Raw genomic sequence first — 15,720 nt, 5'->3', positions numbered from 1 at the left:
GCGCGGCAACCGGCGCGCGCCGTACGCGTGCGCCGGCAGACTCTAACGGTGATGCGACATGACTGAACAACCGGCTGTAATTACGCTGAAGCAGGGCACGCTGCCGCTGCTGATCTCGATTCCGCACGCAGGCACGCACATCCCCGACGACATCGCCGCGACGATGACGCCCGCCGCGCGTTTCGTCGACGATTGCGACTGGCATCTCGAGCGGCTGTACGGCTTCGCGGCGGGCCTCGGCGCATCGATCCTCGTGCCGTCGCATGCGCGCTACGTCGTCGACCTGAACCGTCCGCCCGACAACGAGAACCTGTACCCGGGGCAGGACACGACGGGGCTCGTGCCGGTCGATACGTTCGACAAGGCGCCGCTGTATCCGGCGAACGCGCTGCCCGGCAACGACGAGATCATGCGTCGCCGCGACCGCTACTGGCGTCCGTATCACGACGCGCTGCAGGGCGAGGTCGCGCGCCTGAAGCGCGAGCACGGCCGCGTGCTCGTGTGGGAGGCGCATTCGATCCGCTCGCACGTGCCGCGCTTCTTCGAAGGCCGCCTGCCGGACTTCAACTTCGGCACGTCGGGCGGCGCGAGCGCAGCGCCGGGCCTCGCGGAGGCACTGGCCGAGCGCGTGCTCGCACATGGCGGTTATACGGCCGTCGCGAACGGGCGCTTCAAGGGCGGCTACATCACGCGTCACTACGGCGTGCCCGACACCGGCGTCGAAGCCGTGCAGCTCGAGCTGTCGCAGATCACCTACATGGAAGAGACGCGCCCCTACGCGTACGACGAAGCGCGTGCAGCGCGGATTGTGCCGCTGCTGCAGACGCTCGTCGAAACCGCGCTCGCGTATCGCTGAGCACGGGCCGCCCACTTGCGGCGGCGCGGCGGAGCAGCGCGCGGCAGCCCGCCGGCGCGCAGTGTGTGCGCCGACGCAACGCACAACACGGCATCGATCCCGGCGATCGATGCCGTTTTTTTTGTCTGATCGATATCGTCATCGGGACCTGAAAATTTGACGCAATTTTTAGGTGATATAAGCTGAATGTCAGGAAGTCGTCTCGCGCGCGCAACGGCGGCGGAGCCATTGATCATGGCCGTACCGCGCCGGAATCCGTTGCGAGACACCTTGCCGACGTGTCGCCGCGCGGCATTGCCGCATGCGCTTCATCGCGACACGTGTCCTGCATCCGTCAGTCAGTCGAGTACGATCGTGAAAGCCGCCAGCCCTTCGATACGCCGGACCCGAAGTCCGTCGGCGGGCGCGCCGCCTCAGGCCGGGCCGATCCGGCATGCTGATCGCGGCACGCGTGCCGCCCCTTTACGCGAGCCTCGTTTCTTCGCTGTTTCCCATCGCGTGCTGCGCCGCTACAACCTCGTGACCGCGCACGTGTTCAGCGCGGTGCAGTGCGACGGCAGCGCATCGTTGTTGCCCTAGCGTCCTTTGCCGCTTTCGTCCCGGGCTGCATCGCCTGTTGCCGCATCGTCCGCGCGGCGGGATCGCGCATGCCCATGCGTCGCGTCGTGGTGCGCGCGTGCGGCGCAACCGCGGACCCTTGTCGTCCCGCGCGCGAACGAGTTGCGCGCGATCACCGGAGAAGCGCCCATGCGTGCTCGCCCGATCGTAGCCGTCACCGCCGACCGTATCCTGCGCGGTGCGCATCCGAATCACACGGCTGGCGAGAAATACCTTGCCGCGCTCGTCGACGGCGCAGGCGCGCTTGCGTTCGTGCTGCCCGCGCTCGGCGCGCGCCAGCCGGCCGATGCGATTGTCGCGGCGGTCGACGGGCTGCTGTTTACCGGCAGCTATTCGAACGTCGAGCCGCATCATTACGGCGGCACTGCGAGCACGCCCGACACGCTGCACGATCCCGCGCGCGATGCGACCGCGCTGCCGCTGATCCGCGCGGCGATCGACGCCGGCGTGCCGGTGCTCGCGATCTGCCGCGGCATGCAGGAGCTGAACGTCGCGTACGGCGGCACGCTGCATCAGCGGCTGCACGCGACGACCGGCTTCGACGACCATCGCGAGCGGGCGGCCGATCCGCTCGAACGGCAGTATGGCCCCGCGCACGTCGTGCAGCTCGCGCCGGGCGGCCTGCTGCAGCGGGTCGCGCGCGGCGCGCACGAGGCGACGGTCAATTCGCTGCACGACCAGGGGATCGCGCGCCTCGGCGCGGGGCTCGTCGTCGAAGCGAGCGCGCCCGACGGACTGGTCGAGGCCGTCAGCGTGCGCGGCGCGCGCGCGTTCGCGCTCGGCGTGCAGTGGCATCCCGAATGGCGTTTCGCGGAACAGCCGCTGTCGCGCGACATCTTCGCGGCATTCGGTGCGGCGTGCCGCGCGCGCATGACGCATCGCATTCATGCGGCCGGCGGCGCGACGCCGTCGCCGGCCGCATCCGACGTCGACTGAAAGAGGCCGATCATGCAACCCGAACTGAGCGAATTCCTGCGACAACACCGCATCACCGAGGTCGAGGCGATCATTCCCGACATGGCCGGCATCGCGCGCGGCAAGATCATCCCGCGCAACAAATTCGAATCCGGCGAATCGATGCGGCTGCCGCAGGCCGTGATGGTGCAGACCGTCACCGGCGACTATCCGGAGGACGGCTCGCTGACCGGCGTGACCGACCCCGACATGGTGTGCGTGCCCGATCCGTCGACGATCTGCCTGATTCCGTGGGCTGTCGATCCGACCGCGCAGGTGATCCACGACTGCGTGCATTTCGACGGCTCGCCGGTCGAGATCTCGCCGCGCTACGTGCTGCGCCGCGTGCTCGACCTGTACAACGCGAAGGGCTGGAAGCCCGTGGTCGCACCGGAACTCGAGTTCTATCTCGTCGACATGAACGCCGATCCCGACCTGCCGCTGCGTCCGCCCGTCGGCCGCACGGGGCGTGCGGAGACCGGCCGTCAGTCGTATTCGATCGAGGCCGTCAACGAGTTCGATCCGCTGTTCGAGGACATCTACGAGTACTGCGAGATGCAGGGCCTCGATATCGAGACGCTGATCCACGAAGTCGGCGCTGCGCAGATGGAGATCAACTTCGTGCATGGCGACGCGCTGCCGCTGGCCGACCAGGTGTTCCTGTTCAAGCGCACGGTGCGCGAGGCCGCGCTGCGGCACAACATGTACGCGACGTTCATGGCCAAGCCGATGGAGGGCGAGCCCGGTTCCGCGATGCACATCCACCAGAGCCTTGCGGACGCGCGCACGGGGCGCAACCTGTTTGCCGACGAAGACGGCGCCGTGTCGCCGCTGTTCCGCAGCTATCTCGCGGGTCTGCAGAAATACACGCCGGCGCTGATGCCGATCTTCGCGCCGTACATCAACTCGTATCGCCGCCTGTCGCGCTTCATGGCCGCGCCGATCAACGTGCAGTGGGGTTACGACAACCGCACGGTCGGCTTCCGCATCCCGCAGTCGAGCCCGGTGGCGCGACGCATCGAGAACCGGATTCCGGGCGTCGACTGCAACCCGTACCTTGCGTTCGCGGCGACGCTCGCCGCCGGTTATCTCGGCATGACGCAGCAGCTCGCGCCGACCGAGCCGATCGCATCGGACGGCTACGACCTGCCGTACCAGCTGCCGCGCAATCTCGAGGAGGGCATCTCGTTGATGGCCGCGTGCGAGCCGCTCGCCGGCATCCTCGGCGACAAGTTCGTGAAGGCCTACCTGGCGTTGAAGGAAACCGAATACGAAGCGTTCTTCCGCGTGATCAGCTCGTGGGAGCGCCGGCATCTGCTGCTGCACGTATGAGCGTGCGGCACTGCTTACGGAGGAAACATGACCGACCGAAACGAAGCCGTTTCACCGCGACCGGCCGCATGCTCGACCGCCGAATACCGCGCGCTCGACGCCGCGCACCACATCCACCCGTTCTCGGACATGGGCGCGCTGAACCGCGCGGGCAGCCGCGTGATCGTGAAGGCCGACGGCGTCTACCTGTGGGACTCGGACGGCAACAAGATCATCGACGGGATGGCCGGCCTCTGGTGCGTGAACGTCGGCTACGGCCGCAAGGAACTCGCCGATGCCGCGTATCGCCAGCTGCAGGAACTGCCGTTCTACAACACCTTCTTCAAGACGACGCACCCGCCGGTGATCGAGCTTTCCGCGATGCTCGCGGAAGTGACGCCCGCCGGCTTCAACCACTTCTTCTATTGCAACAGCGGCTCGGAAGGCAACGACACCGTGCTGCGCCTCGTGCACCAATACTGGCGCGTGCAGGGCAAGCCGCAGAAGAAATACGTGATCTCGCGCAAGAACGGCTACCACGGCTCGACGATCGCGGGCGGCACGCTCGGCGGGATGGGCTACATGCACGAGCAGATGCCGTCGAAGGTCGAGCACATCGTGCATATCGACCAGCCATATTTCTTCGGCGAAGCGCAGCCGGGCGAAACGCCCGAAGCGTTCGGCCTCGCGCGCGCGCAGCAGCTCGAAGCGAAGATTCTCGAACTCGGCGCGGAGAACGTCGCCGTGTTCATCGGCGAGCCGTTCCAGGGCGCGGGCGGCGTGATCTTCCCGCCGTCGACGTACTGGCCGGAAATCCAGCGGATTTGCCGCAAGTACGACATCCTGCTGGTCGCCGACGAAGTGATCGGCGGCTTCGGCCGCACCGGCGAATGGTTCGCACACCAGCACTTCGGCTTCGAGCCGGACCTGATCACGATGGCGAAGGGCCTCACGTCGGGTTATGTGCCGATGGGCGCGGTCGGGATCCACGAGCGGGTTGCACGCCCGATCATCGACAACGGCGAATTCAATCACGGCCTCACGTACTCGGGCCACCCGGTCGCCGCGGCCGTCGCGGTCGCGAACCTGAAGCTGCTGCGCGACGAAGGGATCGTCGAACGCGTGAAGAACGACATCGGTCCGTATTTCCAGCGCCGGCTGCGCGACGCGCTGGGCGACCATCCGATCGTCGGGGAGATTGCGGGAACGGGGCTGGTAGCGGGCGTTCAGCTTGCGCGCGACCGCGGCCGGCGCGAGCGATTCGGCGCGGACGTCGATATCGGCACGATCTGCCGCGACTTCTGCTTCAACGGCAACCTGATCATGCGCGCGACGGGCGACCGGATGCTGCTGTCGCCGCCGCTTGTGATCCGCGAGGCGGAGGTCGACGAGATCGTCGGCAAGGCGACGCGCGCGTTCGACGCGACGGCGGAGCGGGTGGGGTAGTCGCGCGACGATAGGCCCGGCGCTCGCGCGGCCGCAATCATGCGGCGGCAGATTGCGTCTTTTTCGACGGGGATTCGATGATTTCTGCCGGGCCGGACCAGGGGGGCGGTTCTGGGCGATGCTGTCTGGGGTTCCCGGCACCGGGCCGGCCTCTGAAGCCGGTCCGATCGACGGGAAGTGAACAGGGCGCCGCCGGGATGTGCAATGACGGCGGACCGGGATTACGCGTGCGTGAATCGCCGCCGCTCGAAATCCATGACGAGCGCTACCGAAGAGGCGATATCCATCGTTCCCGTTTCAACGATGAGATCGGGAGCGGTTGGTACTTCGTATGGATCCGAGACGCCGGTAAATTGCGTCGTCTGGCCGGTGATCGCTTTTGCGTAAAGCTTCTTCGGATCACGTGCGGAACAGGTCGCGATATCGGTTTTCAAGTAGACCTCGACGAACCGGTCTTCACCGACAATTTGCCGTGCCCGCTGCCGGTCGGCTTCGTAAGGCGAGATCAGGGCGACGATTACGGTAAAGCCCTGGGTATTGAGCAATTTCGCGATTTCGGCGGTGCGACGACAGTTTTCGGTGCGATCTTCCCGCGTGAAGCCGAGATCGGGAGAAACGCCCGCCCGCAATTCGTCTCCGTCGAGTATGCAGGTCGGAATATTGCGCGCGAGCAACTTCCCGGCAATTTCGCGCGAGAGGGTTGACTTGCCGGCGCCGCTCAGTCCGGTAAGCCACAGGGTGTAGTCGTTCTTCTCTGATGACATGGATGTGCAATCTCTATCGCCAGTTCACCATCGCAAGTCGTGATTCCGTGCCCTGAATGCGATGCCGATTCGGCCGGCTGTTATACGGCGCAACGATTCTATGCATCCGTATTTCGGCAGATGTTACATATAAATTACCAAAAATTACGCTGGCAATTTTCGTTCTTTCGTGCCGAAAGCAGGGTGATGGGTTGAATGAAATATCTGAGCATTGTGCGGATGCCGGAAGGTGGATGGCGCCGGTCCTGCGGTGCTTGTTTGGCGAATTGCTCCGCATCAGTTGTCAGGCAACATTTGCGCAAGGTTGTTCTTGAGGAGGATTTCGATTGGCGGTATCTCGCTATTGTCGGGAAATCGCACGGCTTCAACGAGTTTGCCGGGCCGGCATTGATATCCTGCAGGTCACATGAAGGCGCCGGCAACTGCAGCGAGCCTGCTGGTCGAGTTCGAAGTAACGGATGCGTGTCGGCGGTATGCCGCCTGTCGAGATGGGCGGGCAGCGTATGCCGGGCGCCAAAACGAAAAGGGCCTGCGTCGTGAGACGCAGGCCCTTGAATTCTTTGGTGGGCGGTACTGGGATCGAACCAGTGACCCCTGCCGTGTGAAGGCAGTGCTCTACCGCTGAGCTAACCGCCCAAAGAAGCTGAAATTATGTCAGAGCTTTTGGGGTTCGTAAAGCCCTTTCTGCAAATTTTTTTCAGACTCGCGCAACGATCCGTCAGCCGGCCGTCGACGGCTCGACGAGATCGAGGATCGACCCGTCGCGCTTGAGCGTCGCGAGCACGATGCTCGAGTTGATCGACATCACGCCTGCCGCGCGGTGCAGCCGGTTGATCACGAAGTCCGAATAGTGATCGAGGTCGCGCGCGCGAACCGTCAGCACGTAGTTCGATCCGCCCGTGACGATCTGCGCCGCGATGACTTCCGGCCACTGCTGGATCGCCTCAACGAACCGGTCGTGCCACTCGGGCACGTCCGGCCGCATCGATACATGCACGAGCGCCTCGAACGCGACGCCGACCTTCTTCGGCTCGATCGCGCAGCGATACCCCGAAATGGCGCCGCGCTCCTCGAGTAGCTTCACGCGCCGCAGGCATGCCGACGGCGACAGCGCGACCGCGTTCGCGAGGTCCTGATTGCTGATGCGTCCGTCACGTTCGAGGTGTCGGAGGATCCGCATGTCGGTTCGATCCAGAGCCATTTCGCAGAATCCGGTGAATTTGGAGATAGGAATCGCAGACTCTACTGCAATCGAGCCGGTTCGTCATCGAAAAATGAAGCTCATTCTATTTCGTCCTCGATAACATGCGCCCCATGTCTCGATCGCACGGCCTGACGCAACGCGATGCCGCCGGTCGTGCCGCCGCCTTCAACCTTTACCGTCATTCCGCCATGTACGAACACATTCCCGCCTATCCGGGCGATCCGATCCTGTCGCTGTTCCAGGCGTTCCAGCAGGATGCGCATCCGCACAAGGTCAACCTGAGCATCGGCCTCTACTACGACGACGCGGGCCGGATTCCGGTGCTCGACAGCACGCGCATCGCGGCCGGGCGCGTGCGCGAAGCCGGTGCGCCGCATACGTATCTGCCGATGGAAGGGCTCGCCGCCTACCGGCAGGGCGTGCAGCGTCTCGTGTTTGGCGACGATTGCGCGGCGCTCGCGGAAGGGCGCATCGCGACGCTGCAGACGCTCGGCGGATCGGGTGCGATCCGGCTCGGTGCGGAATTCGTGAAGCGCTATTTCCCCGACAGCGCGATCTGGATCAGCGACCCGACGTGGGACAACCACCGCGTGATCTTCTCGGCGGCCGGCCTCGACGTGCACACGTATCCGTATTACGACGAAGCGCGCAACGACATCCGCGTCGACGCGATGCTCGCGACGCTCGACGCGTTGCCCGCGCGCAGCGTCGTGCTGCTGCAGCCGTGCTGTCACAACCCGACGGGACTCGACCTCGATCGCGATGCATGGCGCGCGGTGATCGACGTGCTCGCGCGGCGCGGGCTGATTCCGTTCCTCGACATGGCGTACCAGGGTTTCGGCGACGGTCTCGCCGACGACGCTTGGGCCGTGCGCGCGATCGTCGATGCGGGGCTGCCCGCGATCGTCGGCAACTCGTTCTCGAAGAACTTCTCGCTGTACGGCGAGCGCGTCGGCGGGTTGTCGATCGTCTGCGCGAACGCGGGCGAGGCCGCGACGGTGCTGAGCCAGTTGCAGGCGGGCGTGCGCCGCACCTATTCGAGCCCGCCGCTGTTCGGTGCGCAGCTCGTGTCGACGGTGCTGAACGACGACGCGCTGCGCGCGTGCTGGGAAGACGAAGTCGCGCAGGTGCGCACGCGCATCAAGCGGATGCGCGGCGAACTGAAGGCGCGGCTCGATACGCGCCTGCCGGCACGCGCGTTCGACGCGCTCGTCACGCAGCGCGGCATGTTCAGCTACACGGGCATCGGCGCGGCCGACGTCGACCGGCTGCGGGCATCGCACGGCGTCTATCTGCTGCGCTCGGGCCGCATGTGCATCGCGGGCCTGAACGACGCGAACGTCGACCATGTCGCGAACGCGATCGCCGACGTGCTCGGTGGCGCGTCGCGCCGGGCCGCTTGAGCTTCCCGATCCCGATCCGAAGGAGGACACGATGGCTGAAACGATTCCGGTCGACTTGCCGCAGCTTGCGCAACCGTTCTCGTGGGCAACCCGCGCGGGCGGGCTGATGTTTACCGGTCACGGGCCGGTCGATGCGTCCGGCACGATCGTCGGCGATACGATGGCCGAGCAGGCGCGCATCACGCTCGCGAATCTCGCGAAGGCCGTCGCGGCGGCCGGCGCGACGATGGACGATGTCGCGCAGGTGCTCGTCTACCTGTCCGACGTGAAGGCGATGCCCGAATTCGACGCCGAATACCGGCGTCACTTCCGCGAACCGTATCCGAACCGTACGTGTGTCGGCGTGCAGGGTTTCGCGCATCCGGCGATGCGCGTCGAGCTCGTCGCGTACGTCGCGCTGCCCGCGGCGCGCACCTAGCAGGAACACCGCGTTGCGCGGTGGGCAGTTACCACAATCATCGAGAAACGAGAACAGGACTGGAGGAGAACATGAAGAGGATTTATCAATTCGCACTGCCAATGATGGCGGGAACGCTCGCCGCGAGCAGCGCGATGGCGCAGAGCAGCGTGACGCTGTACGGCATCGTCGACCAGAGCATCCGCTACACGACGCATGCCGACGCGTCGAACGACGCGAGCGTGCAGATGACCAACGGGGCGATCACGAACAGCCGCTGGGGGCTGAAGGGCAGCGAAGCGCTCGGCGGCGGGCTGCAGGCGATCTTCCGGCTCGAGAGCGGCTTCGAGCCGCAGAACGGGCAGCTCGACGGCGCGCTGTTCGGCCGCTATGCGTATGTCGGCCTCGCGAGCGACTGGGGTACCGTGAAGCTCGGCCGCCAGGCGACCGAGGCGTTCAACCTGTTCGGCGACCTCGATCCGCTGACGGTTGGCAACTACACGGCCAACATGTGGCCGTACTTCCTCACGCAAGGTCGCGCGAGCAACGTCGTCAGCTACGACGGCACGTTCGGCGGGCTGAACGTCGGCGCGAGCTACGGCATCGGCGGCGTCGCGGGCAGCCTGGGCGCGAATGCATACTGGGGCACGCACGTGTCGTACACGCAGGGAGGATTGATGGTCGGCGCGACGTACCAGCAGGTGCGCGACCTGAAGAGCCGCGCGCAGCGGGCGTGGGGTGCGGGCGCGCGCTACGCGTTCGGCGCGGCGACGCTGTATGCCGGTTATCTCGGCGGCATCGACCGTTCGGGCGTGCTCGACGAGGCGCTGCTGAACGCGCCGGGCCGTCAGGTGAGCTACGGGTCATTCGCGGACAACCCGCGCCGCGACGCGATCTTCTACACGGGCGCGAGCGTCAAGGTCGCGCCGGCCGTGTCGGTGACGGGCGTCGCGTATTACGACGACATCCGCAACGTCAACGGCATCGCCGGCAACGGCGGCAAGCGCTATACGGGCGTGATCGAGGCCGAGTACGCGCTGTCGAAGGCGACGCAGGTTTATGCGACGGTCGACTACAACCGCGTCACGGGCGGCGCGTTCACCGAGATGCCGGGTCGCGGCAACCAGACGGGCATCGCGGCCGGTGTGCGCCACATGTTCTGAGCGCGCGGCGCGCGGCGGCCGGCTGGACCGGCGCCGTGCCGCGCGCCATCGGCGCTTCGACCAGACAATCGCTTTCGAACGAGGTCATTCAATGCAACCTGAAGGGCAATTCCAGCACATCGTGGCGCGCGAGCAAGGCCTGCGCCGTACGCTTTCCGCACGGCAGATGGCGATGATCGCGATCGGCGGCGCGATCGGCACCGGTCTTTTTCTCGGCAGTGGCTTCGCGATCGGCTTCGCGGGCCCGAGCGTGCTCGTCAGCTACGCGATCGGCGCGTTCATCTCGCTGCTGCTGATGGGCTGTCTCGCCGAGATGACGGTCGCGCACCCGACATCCGGTTCGTTCGGCGCGTACGCCGAACATTACGTGAGCCCGTGGGCCGGGTTCCTCGTGCGCTACGCGTACTGGGCGTGCATCGTGCTCGCGGTCGGCACCGAAGTCACCGCGATCGCGCTGTACATGAAGTACTGGTTCCCCGGTGTGCCGGGATGGCTGTGGATCGTCGGTTTCTCGGCGCTGCTGGTGTTCGTCAACGCGCGCAGCGTCGACGTGTTCGGCGCGGTCGAATACGGCTTCTCGGTCGTGAAGATCGCGGCGATCACCGGCTTCATCGTGCTCGGCGCGTATGTCGTGTTCGGCAATCCGGGGCTGGTCGGCGACGGCGCGGCACGCGCGGGCTTCCACCATTACACGGATCACGGCGGCTTCTTCCCGAAGGGCCTGTGGGGGATGTGGGTTGCGGTGATCGTGTCGATCTTCAGCTACCTGAGCATCGAGATGATCGCGGTCGCGGCCGGCGAAGCGGAGGATCCCGAGCACGCGGTCACGCGAGCGTTCCGTTCGACGATCGTGCGGCTCGTGCTGTTCTATCTCGTCACGCTCGCGTTGATGCTCGCGATCGTTCCGTGGACGGCGGCGGGGCGTGACGAAAGCCCGTTCGTGAAGGTGATGGAGGCGATCCACCTGCCGGGCGCGGCCGGGCTGATCAACTTCGTCGTGCTGGTTGCCGCGCTGTCCGCGATGAACAGCCAGCTCTACATCACGACGCGGATGATGTTCAGCCTGTCGCGCGCGGGGCATGCGCCGAAGGCGCTCGGCGAAGTGAACGCGCGCGGCGTGCCGTTCGGCGCACTGATGCTGTCGACGCTCGGCATCGCGCTCGCGGCGGTGCTGAGCGTGCTGTATCCGGACGCGTCGTTCACGATCATGATGGCGGTGTCGATGTTCGGCGCGCTGTTCACGTGGATGATGATCTTCGTCACGCATTACTGCTTCCGGCGGCGCCGCGCGGCGCTCGGCCTGCCTGCGGCCGCATTCCGGATGCGCGGCTTTCCGCTGCTGACGTTGCTCGGCGCGGGGCTGATGCTCGCGGTGATGGTGACGACCTACTTCACGGCCGAATTCCACATGACGCTGATCTTCGGCATTCCGTTCCTGATCGCGCTGTCGGTCGTGTACGCGGTTTGGTATCGGCGTGCGCAGCCGGTGCTGCGGCCTGAAGCGAAGTAGCGAAGCAGTGAAGTAGCGGAGCCGTGCTCCCGCTCAACCCGCGAGCGCGGGCAGCGCGTCGATCGATGCGCGCACGTAGTCGGCGAAGCGCAACGCCACCGGCTCGGCGGTGCCGCTGCGCTTCAGCGCGAGCGTGCGCGATTCGAGCGACGCGTCCTTCAGCGGCCGGAACGCGAGCCGGTCGCTCTTCACCTGCTGCAGCACGCGCGGCACCAGCGCGATGCCCATCCCGAACTCGATCATCGACAGGATCGTCTGCCACAGCCGCGCCTCGTGGCGGATCAGCGGGCTGAATCCGGCGTTCACGCACTGCGCGATGATCAGGTCGTGATAATGCGGCGCGGCGTCGCGCGGAAACAGGATGAACGGTTCCGCCGCGAGCGCGGCGAGCGCGACCTGCCTGCGGCGCGCGAGCGGATGCGCGGCCGGCAGGCAGCATACGAACGGCTCCGCATAGACGGGCGCCGATTCGACCTCGGGCGGGAAGTGACCCCAGTGCGCATAACCGAGATCGATCTGGCCGCGCTGGATCGCCTGCACCTGCGCGTGCGTGTTCATCTCGCTCAGCACGACCTCGACGCCTGGGTAGTCGGCCTCGAAGCGCCGCACCGCATCGGGCAGCCCGCGATACAGCATCGAATGGACGAAGCCGATCCGCAGCCGGCCCGCGAGGCCCGACGCGGAGCGCACCGTCAGGCGCTCGGCCTCGGCCGCCTGCAGCAGCAGCCGGCGCGCTTCGCCGAGCAGCACCTCGCCCGCGTTGGTCAGCGCGACGGTCTTGTTGGTGCGCGAGAAAAGCTGCACGCCGAGGGCGTCCTCGAACTTGCGGATGTCGAAACTCAGCGCCGGCTGCGAGATGAACAGGCGTTTTGCCGCGCGCCCGAAATGCAGCTCCTCGGCGACCGCCACGAAGTAACGCAACTGCCTCAGTTCCATGGTGTCTCCTCCCGGCGTCGGCATCGATAAGCGATATCTATCGTACCGGATAAATCCTGTATTGGACGCTTATCGATCGCGCGCCTACGCTCTGCGGAAGCCTTTGCACAAGGCTGGCCGGGCGCCGCGGCGCCCGCACCGGCCGGCGCGCAGGCAACCCAGGAGACGCATGCATGAACGACACCGCCCGCACGCCGGATACCGGCGCATCCAACATCCCCGACAGCCGGGGCATCGATTTCTTCACCGCCGATCCCGATCTCGGCGCGTTGCTGAAGCTGCATCTCGGCGAAGCGCACTATGCCGAACTCGAACCGCAGCTCCGTGCGCTCGGCGCGCGCGTGTCGGGCGAACTCGACGAATGGGCGTCGCGCGCGGACAAGCACCCGCCCGTGCTCGAGCACCGCAACCGGCGCGGCGAGGCCGTGCAGCGGATCGACAAGGATCCCGCGTATGTCGCGCTCGAACGCGTCGCGTATTCGGAGCTCGGGCTCGCGTCGCTGAGCCACCGGTCCGAATCCGTGCCGCCGCTCGTCAAGTACGCGCTGACGTTCCTGTTCGTGCAGGCGGAATTCGGGCTGTGCTGCCCGGTCAGCATGACCGATTCGCTGACGCGCACGCTGCGCCGCTTCGGCGATCCGGCGCTCGTCGCGCGTTACCTGCCGATGCTCGCGTCGCGCGACTTCGACACGCTGTACCAGGGCGCGATGTTCATGACCGAGCAGGCGGCCGGCTCCGACGTCGGTCGCATCGCGACGCGCGCGGCGCGCGAGACCGACGCGCACGGCGAGACCGTCTGGCGCCTGACCGGCGACAAGTGGTTCTGCTCGAACGCGGATGCCGATCTCGCGATGGTGCTCGCGCGGCCCGACGGCGCACCGGACGGCATCAAGGGTCTCGCGCTGTTCCTGCTGCCGAAGACGCTGCCGGACGGCACGCGCAACTGCTACCGGATCGTGCGCTTGAAGGACAAGCTCGGCAGCCGGTCGATGGCGAGCGGCGAGATCGCGCTCGAAGGCGCGCAGGCCTACCTGATCGGCGAGATCGGCCGCGGTTTCCACCAGATGGCCGACATGATCAACATGTCGCGATTGTCGAACGGCGTGCGCGCGGCCGGGCTGATGCGGCGCGCGCTGAACGAGGCGCTGCACGTCGCCGCGCATCGCGAAGCGTTCGGTCGCAAGCTGATCGAGATGCCGCTGATGCAGCGCCAGTTGATGAAGATGCTGCTGTCGGCCGAGGCCGCGCGCGCAATGTTCATGCAGATCGCGCTGCTGCTGCCGCAGGCCGATGCGGGCGACGAGCAGGCCGCGCGCTGCGTGCGGATCCTGACGCCGCTGATCAAGTTCCGTGCGTGCCGCGATGCGCGCCGCGTGGCGGGCGATGCGATGGAAGTGCGCGGCGGCACCGGCTACATCGAGGAATGGAGCGACGCGCGGATCGTGCGCGATGCGCACCTCGGCTCGATCTGGGAGGGCACGAGCAACATCGTCGCGCTCGACGTCGCGCGGGCCGCGCAGCGCGAGCACGCGCTCGACGCGCTGCGCGCGTTCCTCGGCGACCGGCTCGGCGCGGCGCCGCTGCCGGACGCGAGCCGCGAGGCGCTGCGGCGCGTTCTCGCGCGCGCATGCGATGCGCTCGCGCGGGTCGCGGCCGAAGGCGACGATTCGCGCGTGCGGCAGGCCGCATCCGCGCTGTACTACACGAGCGCGGCCGTGCTGATGGCCTGCGAGGGCGTGCGGCTCGCGCCGGATTTCCGGCGCCTCGCGCTCGCGCACCTGGTCGTGCGCCACAAGTTGCTGCCGGTCGATCCGTTCGCGCCGGCGTCGCGCGACGACGAATCGGCCGCATTCGACGCGCTGCTGCGCGGCACGCCGATCGCGCTCGACACGGCGCTCGACCTGCTGCCGGAGGTCGAGCGATGAGCGCGACGAGAGGCGCACTGGACGGCCTGAAGGTCGTCGACCTGAGCCGCGTGCTCGGCGGCCCGTACTGCACGCAGGCGCTGGCCGACCACGGTGCGACGGTGGTCAAGATCGAGCCGCCGGACGGCGACGAGACGCGCGGCTGGGGGCCGCCGTTCCTCGGCGATACCGCGTGGTATTTCATGGGCGTCAACCGGAACAAGGAAGGGCTCGCGCTCGACCTGTCGCGCGACGAAGGGCGCGCGATCCTGTGGCGCCTGCTCGAAGACGCCGACGTGCTCGTCGAGAACTTCAAGCCCGGCACGCTCGCGCGCTGGGGGATGGACTATGCGCGCGACCTGCAGCCGCGCTTTCCGCGCCTGATCCATTGCGCGGTGACGGGCTTCGGCGCGGACGGTCCGCTCGGCGGGCTGCCCGGCTACGACGCGGTGATCCAGGCGATGGCGGGGCTGATGAGCGTCAACGGCGAGCGCGACGGCGACGCGACGCGCATCGGCTTGCCGATCGTCGACATGGTCACGGGGCTCAACGCGCTCGCGGGCATCCTGCTGGCGCTCGCGGAGCGCGAGAAGAGCGGGCGCGGGCAGTCGATCGACATCGCGCTGTACGACTGCGGCGTGTCGCTGCTGCATCCGCACCTGCCGAACTTCTTCGGCTCGGGGCGCGTGCCGGCGCGCAGCGGCAACGCGCATCCGAACATCGCGCCGTACGACAGCTATCGCACGGCGACCGTGCCGATCTTTCTCGCGGTCGGCAACGACCGGCAGTTCGCGCGGCTCGTCGCGCATCTCGGCGCGCCGGCACTCGCGGGCGATCCGCGCTTCGTCGACAACCGCAGCCGCTGCGCGCACCGGCCCGAGCTGAAGGCCGAACTGGAAGCCCGGCTCGCCGCGCACGCGTGCGAGCCGCTCGCGCGCGACCTGATGGCGGCCGGCGTGCCGTGCGGGCCGGTGCGAACGGTGGCCGACGTCGCGCACGATCCGCATGCGCTGCACCGGAACCTGTTCGTCGAGATCGGCGCGTATCGCGGCACCGCGTCGCCGGTGAAGCTGTCGCGCACGCCGGCCACCTATCGAACGCCGCCGCCCGCGCTCGGCCGCGACACGCGCGCGGTGCTCGATCGGCTCGGCGTCGATCGCGCGCTGCAGCAGCAACTGCTCGAGGCCGGCGTGCTGAAAACGACACCCGACCAGGCACGCGACTAGGCGCCCCCGACCGACACAACGCTGCCGG

Annotated in this window: 13 protein-coding genes and 1 tRNA gene; 10 read left to right on the top strand and 4 right to left on the bottom strand. The window is 67.2% G+C overall.

The genetic code is table 11. The features are described 5' to 3' along the window. Positions 1-58: 58 nt before the first annotated feature. From hutG to FPJ27_RS30190, 4 genes are all read left to right on the top strand, one after another. The gene (hutG, locus tag FPJ27_RS30205) at positions 59-856 is read left to right on the top strand and encodes an N-formylglutamate deformylase (RefSeq protein WP_204423823.1); all 798 of its coding nucleotides are present in this window, start codon (positions 59-61) and stop codon (positions 854-856) included. Between the two features lie 747 nt (positions 857-1,603). Then, on the top strand, positions 1,604-2,410 hold the full coding sequence (locus FPJ27_RS30200) for a gamma-glutamyl-gamma-aminobutyrate hydrolase family protein (protein WP_204423821.1): 807 nt from the start codon (positions 1,604-1,606) through the stop codon (positions 2,408-2,410). A gap of 12 nt (positions 2,411-2,422) precedes the next feature. Further along, positions 2,423-3,760, top strand: coding sequence for a glutamine synthetase family protein (locus FPJ27_RS30195; RefSeq protein ID WP_204423819.1), 1,338 nt, complete (start codon positions 2,423-2,425; stop codon positions 3,758-3,760). A 27-nt stretch (positions 3,761-3,787) separates the two neighbouring features. Continuing rightward, positions 3,788-5,185 (top strand): aspartate aminotransferase family protein, encoded by a 1,398-nt coding sequence (locus FPJ27_RS30190; RefSeq protein ID WP_204423817.1) that lies wholly within the window; start codon positions 3,788-3,790, stop codon positions 5,183-5,185. Positions 5,186-5,406: 221 nt separating this feature from the next. Here FPJ27_RS30190 and cysC read toward each other — a convergent pair whose 3' ends face one another. From cysC to FPJ27_RS30175, 3 genes are all read right to left on the bottom strand, one after another. Then, complete coding sequence (gene cysC, locus FPJ27_RS30185) at positions 5,407-5,949, bottom strand: adenylyl-sulfate kinase (RefSeq protein WP_204423814.1); 543 nt, start codon at positions 5,947-5,949, stop codon at positions 5,407-5,409. A gap of 561 nt (positions 5,950-6,510) precedes the next feature. Beyond that, positions 6,511-6,585, bottom strand: a tRNA-Val gene (locus FPJ27_RS30180). Positions 6,586-6,667: 82 nt separating this feature from the next. Continuing rightward, positions 6,668-7,150 (bottom strand): Lrp/AsnC family transcriptional regulator, encoded by a 483-nt coding sequence (locus FPJ27_RS30175; RefSeq protein ID WP_072436970.1) that lies wholly within the window; start codon positions 7,148-7,150, stop codon positions 6,668-6,670. A 191-nt stretch (positions 7,151-7,341) separates the two neighbouring features. Here FPJ27_RS30175 and FPJ27_RS30170 point away from each other — a divergent pair, with 191 nt between their 5' ends. From FPJ27_RS30170 to FPJ27_RS30155, 4 genes are all read left to right on the top strand, one after another. Continuing rightward, a complete protein-coding gene (locus tag FPJ27_RS30170) occupies positions 7,342-8,556 on the top strand; it encodes an amino acid aminotransferase (RefSeq protein WP_175941534.1) in 1,215 nt (404 codons plus the stop codon). Positions 8,557-8,587: 31 nt separating this feature from the next. Next, complete coding sequence (locus FPJ27_RS30165; RefSeq protein WP_072437246.1) at positions 8,588-8,974, top strand: RidA family protein; 387 nt, start codon at positions 8,588-8,590, stop codon at positions 8,972-8,974. A 104-nt stretch (positions 8,975-9,078) separates the two neighbouring features. Further along, positions 9,079-10,116: a porin gene (locus FPJ27_RS30160; protein ID WP_204426375.1), complete on the top strand. Its 1,038-nt coding sequence runs from the start codon at positions 9,079-9,081 to the stop codon at positions 10,114-10,116. Between the two features lie 91 nt (positions 10,117-10,207). Beyond that, entirely contained in the window at positions 10,208-11,626 is a 1,419-nt protein-coding gene (locus FPJ27_RS30155) for an amino acid permease (RefSeq protein ID WP_204423811.1), read from the top strand. 33 nt (positions 11,627-11,659) lie between these two features. Here the strand turns inward: FPJ27_RS30155 and FPJ27_RS30150 are convergent, their stop codons facing one another. Then, entirely contained in the window at positions 11,660-12,562 is a 903-nt protein-coding gene (locus tag FPJ27_RS30150) for a LysR family transcriptional regulator (protein ID WP_204423808.1), read from the bottom strand. Positions 12,563-12,735: 173 nt separating this feature from the next. Between FPJ27_RS30150 and FPJ27_RS30145 the strand changes: the two genes are divergently transcribed. Next, positions 12,736-14,487: an acyl-CoA dehydrogenase family protein gene (locus FPJ27_RS30145; RefSeq protein WP_204423805.1), complete on the top strand. Its 1,752-nt coding sequence runs from the start codon at positions 12,736-12,738 to the stop codon at positions 14,485-14,487. Continuing rightward, positions 14,484-15,692: a CoA transferase gene (locus tag FPJ27_RS30140; protein WP_204423802.1), complete on the top strand. Its 1,209-nt coding sequence runs from the start codon at positions 14,484-14,486 to the stop codon at positions 15,690-15,692. Before FPJ27_RS30145 ends, FPJ27_RS30140 begins: the two co-directional genes overlap by 4 nt. The last annotated feature ends 28 nt before the right edge of the window (positions 15,693-15,720 follow it).

Source organism: Burkholderia sp. MS455, assembly GCF_016899445.1.
In the GTDB taxonomy this organism is placed as follows: Bacteria; Pseudomonadota; Gammaproteobacteria; order Burkholderiales; family Burkholderiaceae; genus Burkholderia; species Burkholderia pyrrocinia_C.
This window is presented reverse-complemented; position numbering and strand designations above follow the sequence as displayed.

What these genes read in the sequence shown, in the direction of transcription:
- hutG (WP_204423823.1), top strand. Translation starts at nt 59, where the DNA reads ATGACTGAACAACCGGCTGTAATTACGCTGAAGCAGGGCACGCTGCCG.
- FPJ27_RS30200 (WP_204423821.1), top strand. Translation starts at nt 1,604, where the DNA reads ATGCGTGCTCGCCCGATCGTAGCCGTCACCGCCGACCGTATCCTGCGC.
- FPJ27_RS30195 (WP_204423819.1), top strand. Translation starts at nt 2,423, where the DNA reads ATGCAACCCGAACTGAGCGAATTCCTGCGACAACACCGCATCACCGAG.
- FPJ27_RS30190 (WP_204423817.1), top strand. Translation starts at nt 3,788, where the DNA reads ATGACCGACCGAAACGAAGCCGTTTCACCGCGACCGGCCGCATGCTCG.
- cysC (WP_204423814.1), bottom strand. Translation starts at nt 5,949, where the DNA reads ATGTCATCAGAGAAGAACGACTACACCCTGTGGCTTACCGGACTGAGC.
- FPJ27_RS30175 (WP_072436970.1), bottom strand. Translation starts at nt 7,150, where the DNA reads ATGGCTCTGGATCGAACCGACATGCGGATCCTCCGACACCTCGAACGT.
- FPJ27_RS30170 (WP_175941534.1), top strand. Translation starts at nt 7,342, where the DNA reads ATGTACGAACACATTCCCGCCTATCCGGGCGATCCGATCCTGTCGCTG.
- FPJ27_RS30165 (WP_072437246.1), top strand. Translation starts at nt 8,588, where the DNA reads ATGGCTGAAACGATTCCGGTCGACTTGCCGCAGCTTGCGCAACCGTTC.
- FPJ27_RS30160 (WP_204426375.1), top strand. Translation starts at nt 9,079, where the DNA reads ATGGCGGGAACGCTCGCCGCGAGCAGCGCGATGGCGCAGAGCAGCGTG.
- FPJ27_RS30155 (WP_204423811.1), top strand. Translation starts at nt 10,208, where the DNA reads ATGCAACCTGAAGGGCAATTCCAGCACATCGTGGCGCGCGAGCAAGGC.
- FPJ27_RS30150 (WP_204423808.1), bottom strand. Translation starts at nt 12,562, where the DNA reads ATGGAACTGAGGCAGTTGCGTTACTTCGTGGCGGTCGCCGAGGAGCTG.
- FPJ27_RS30145 (WP_204423805.1), top strand. Translation starts at nt 12,736, where the DNA reads ATGAACGACACCGCCCGCACGCCGGATACCGGCGCATCCAACATCCCC.
- FPJ27_RS30140 (WP_204423802.1), top strand. Translation starts at nt 14,484, where the DNA reads ATGAGCGCGACGAGAGGCGCACTGGACGGCCTGAAGGTCGTCGACCTG.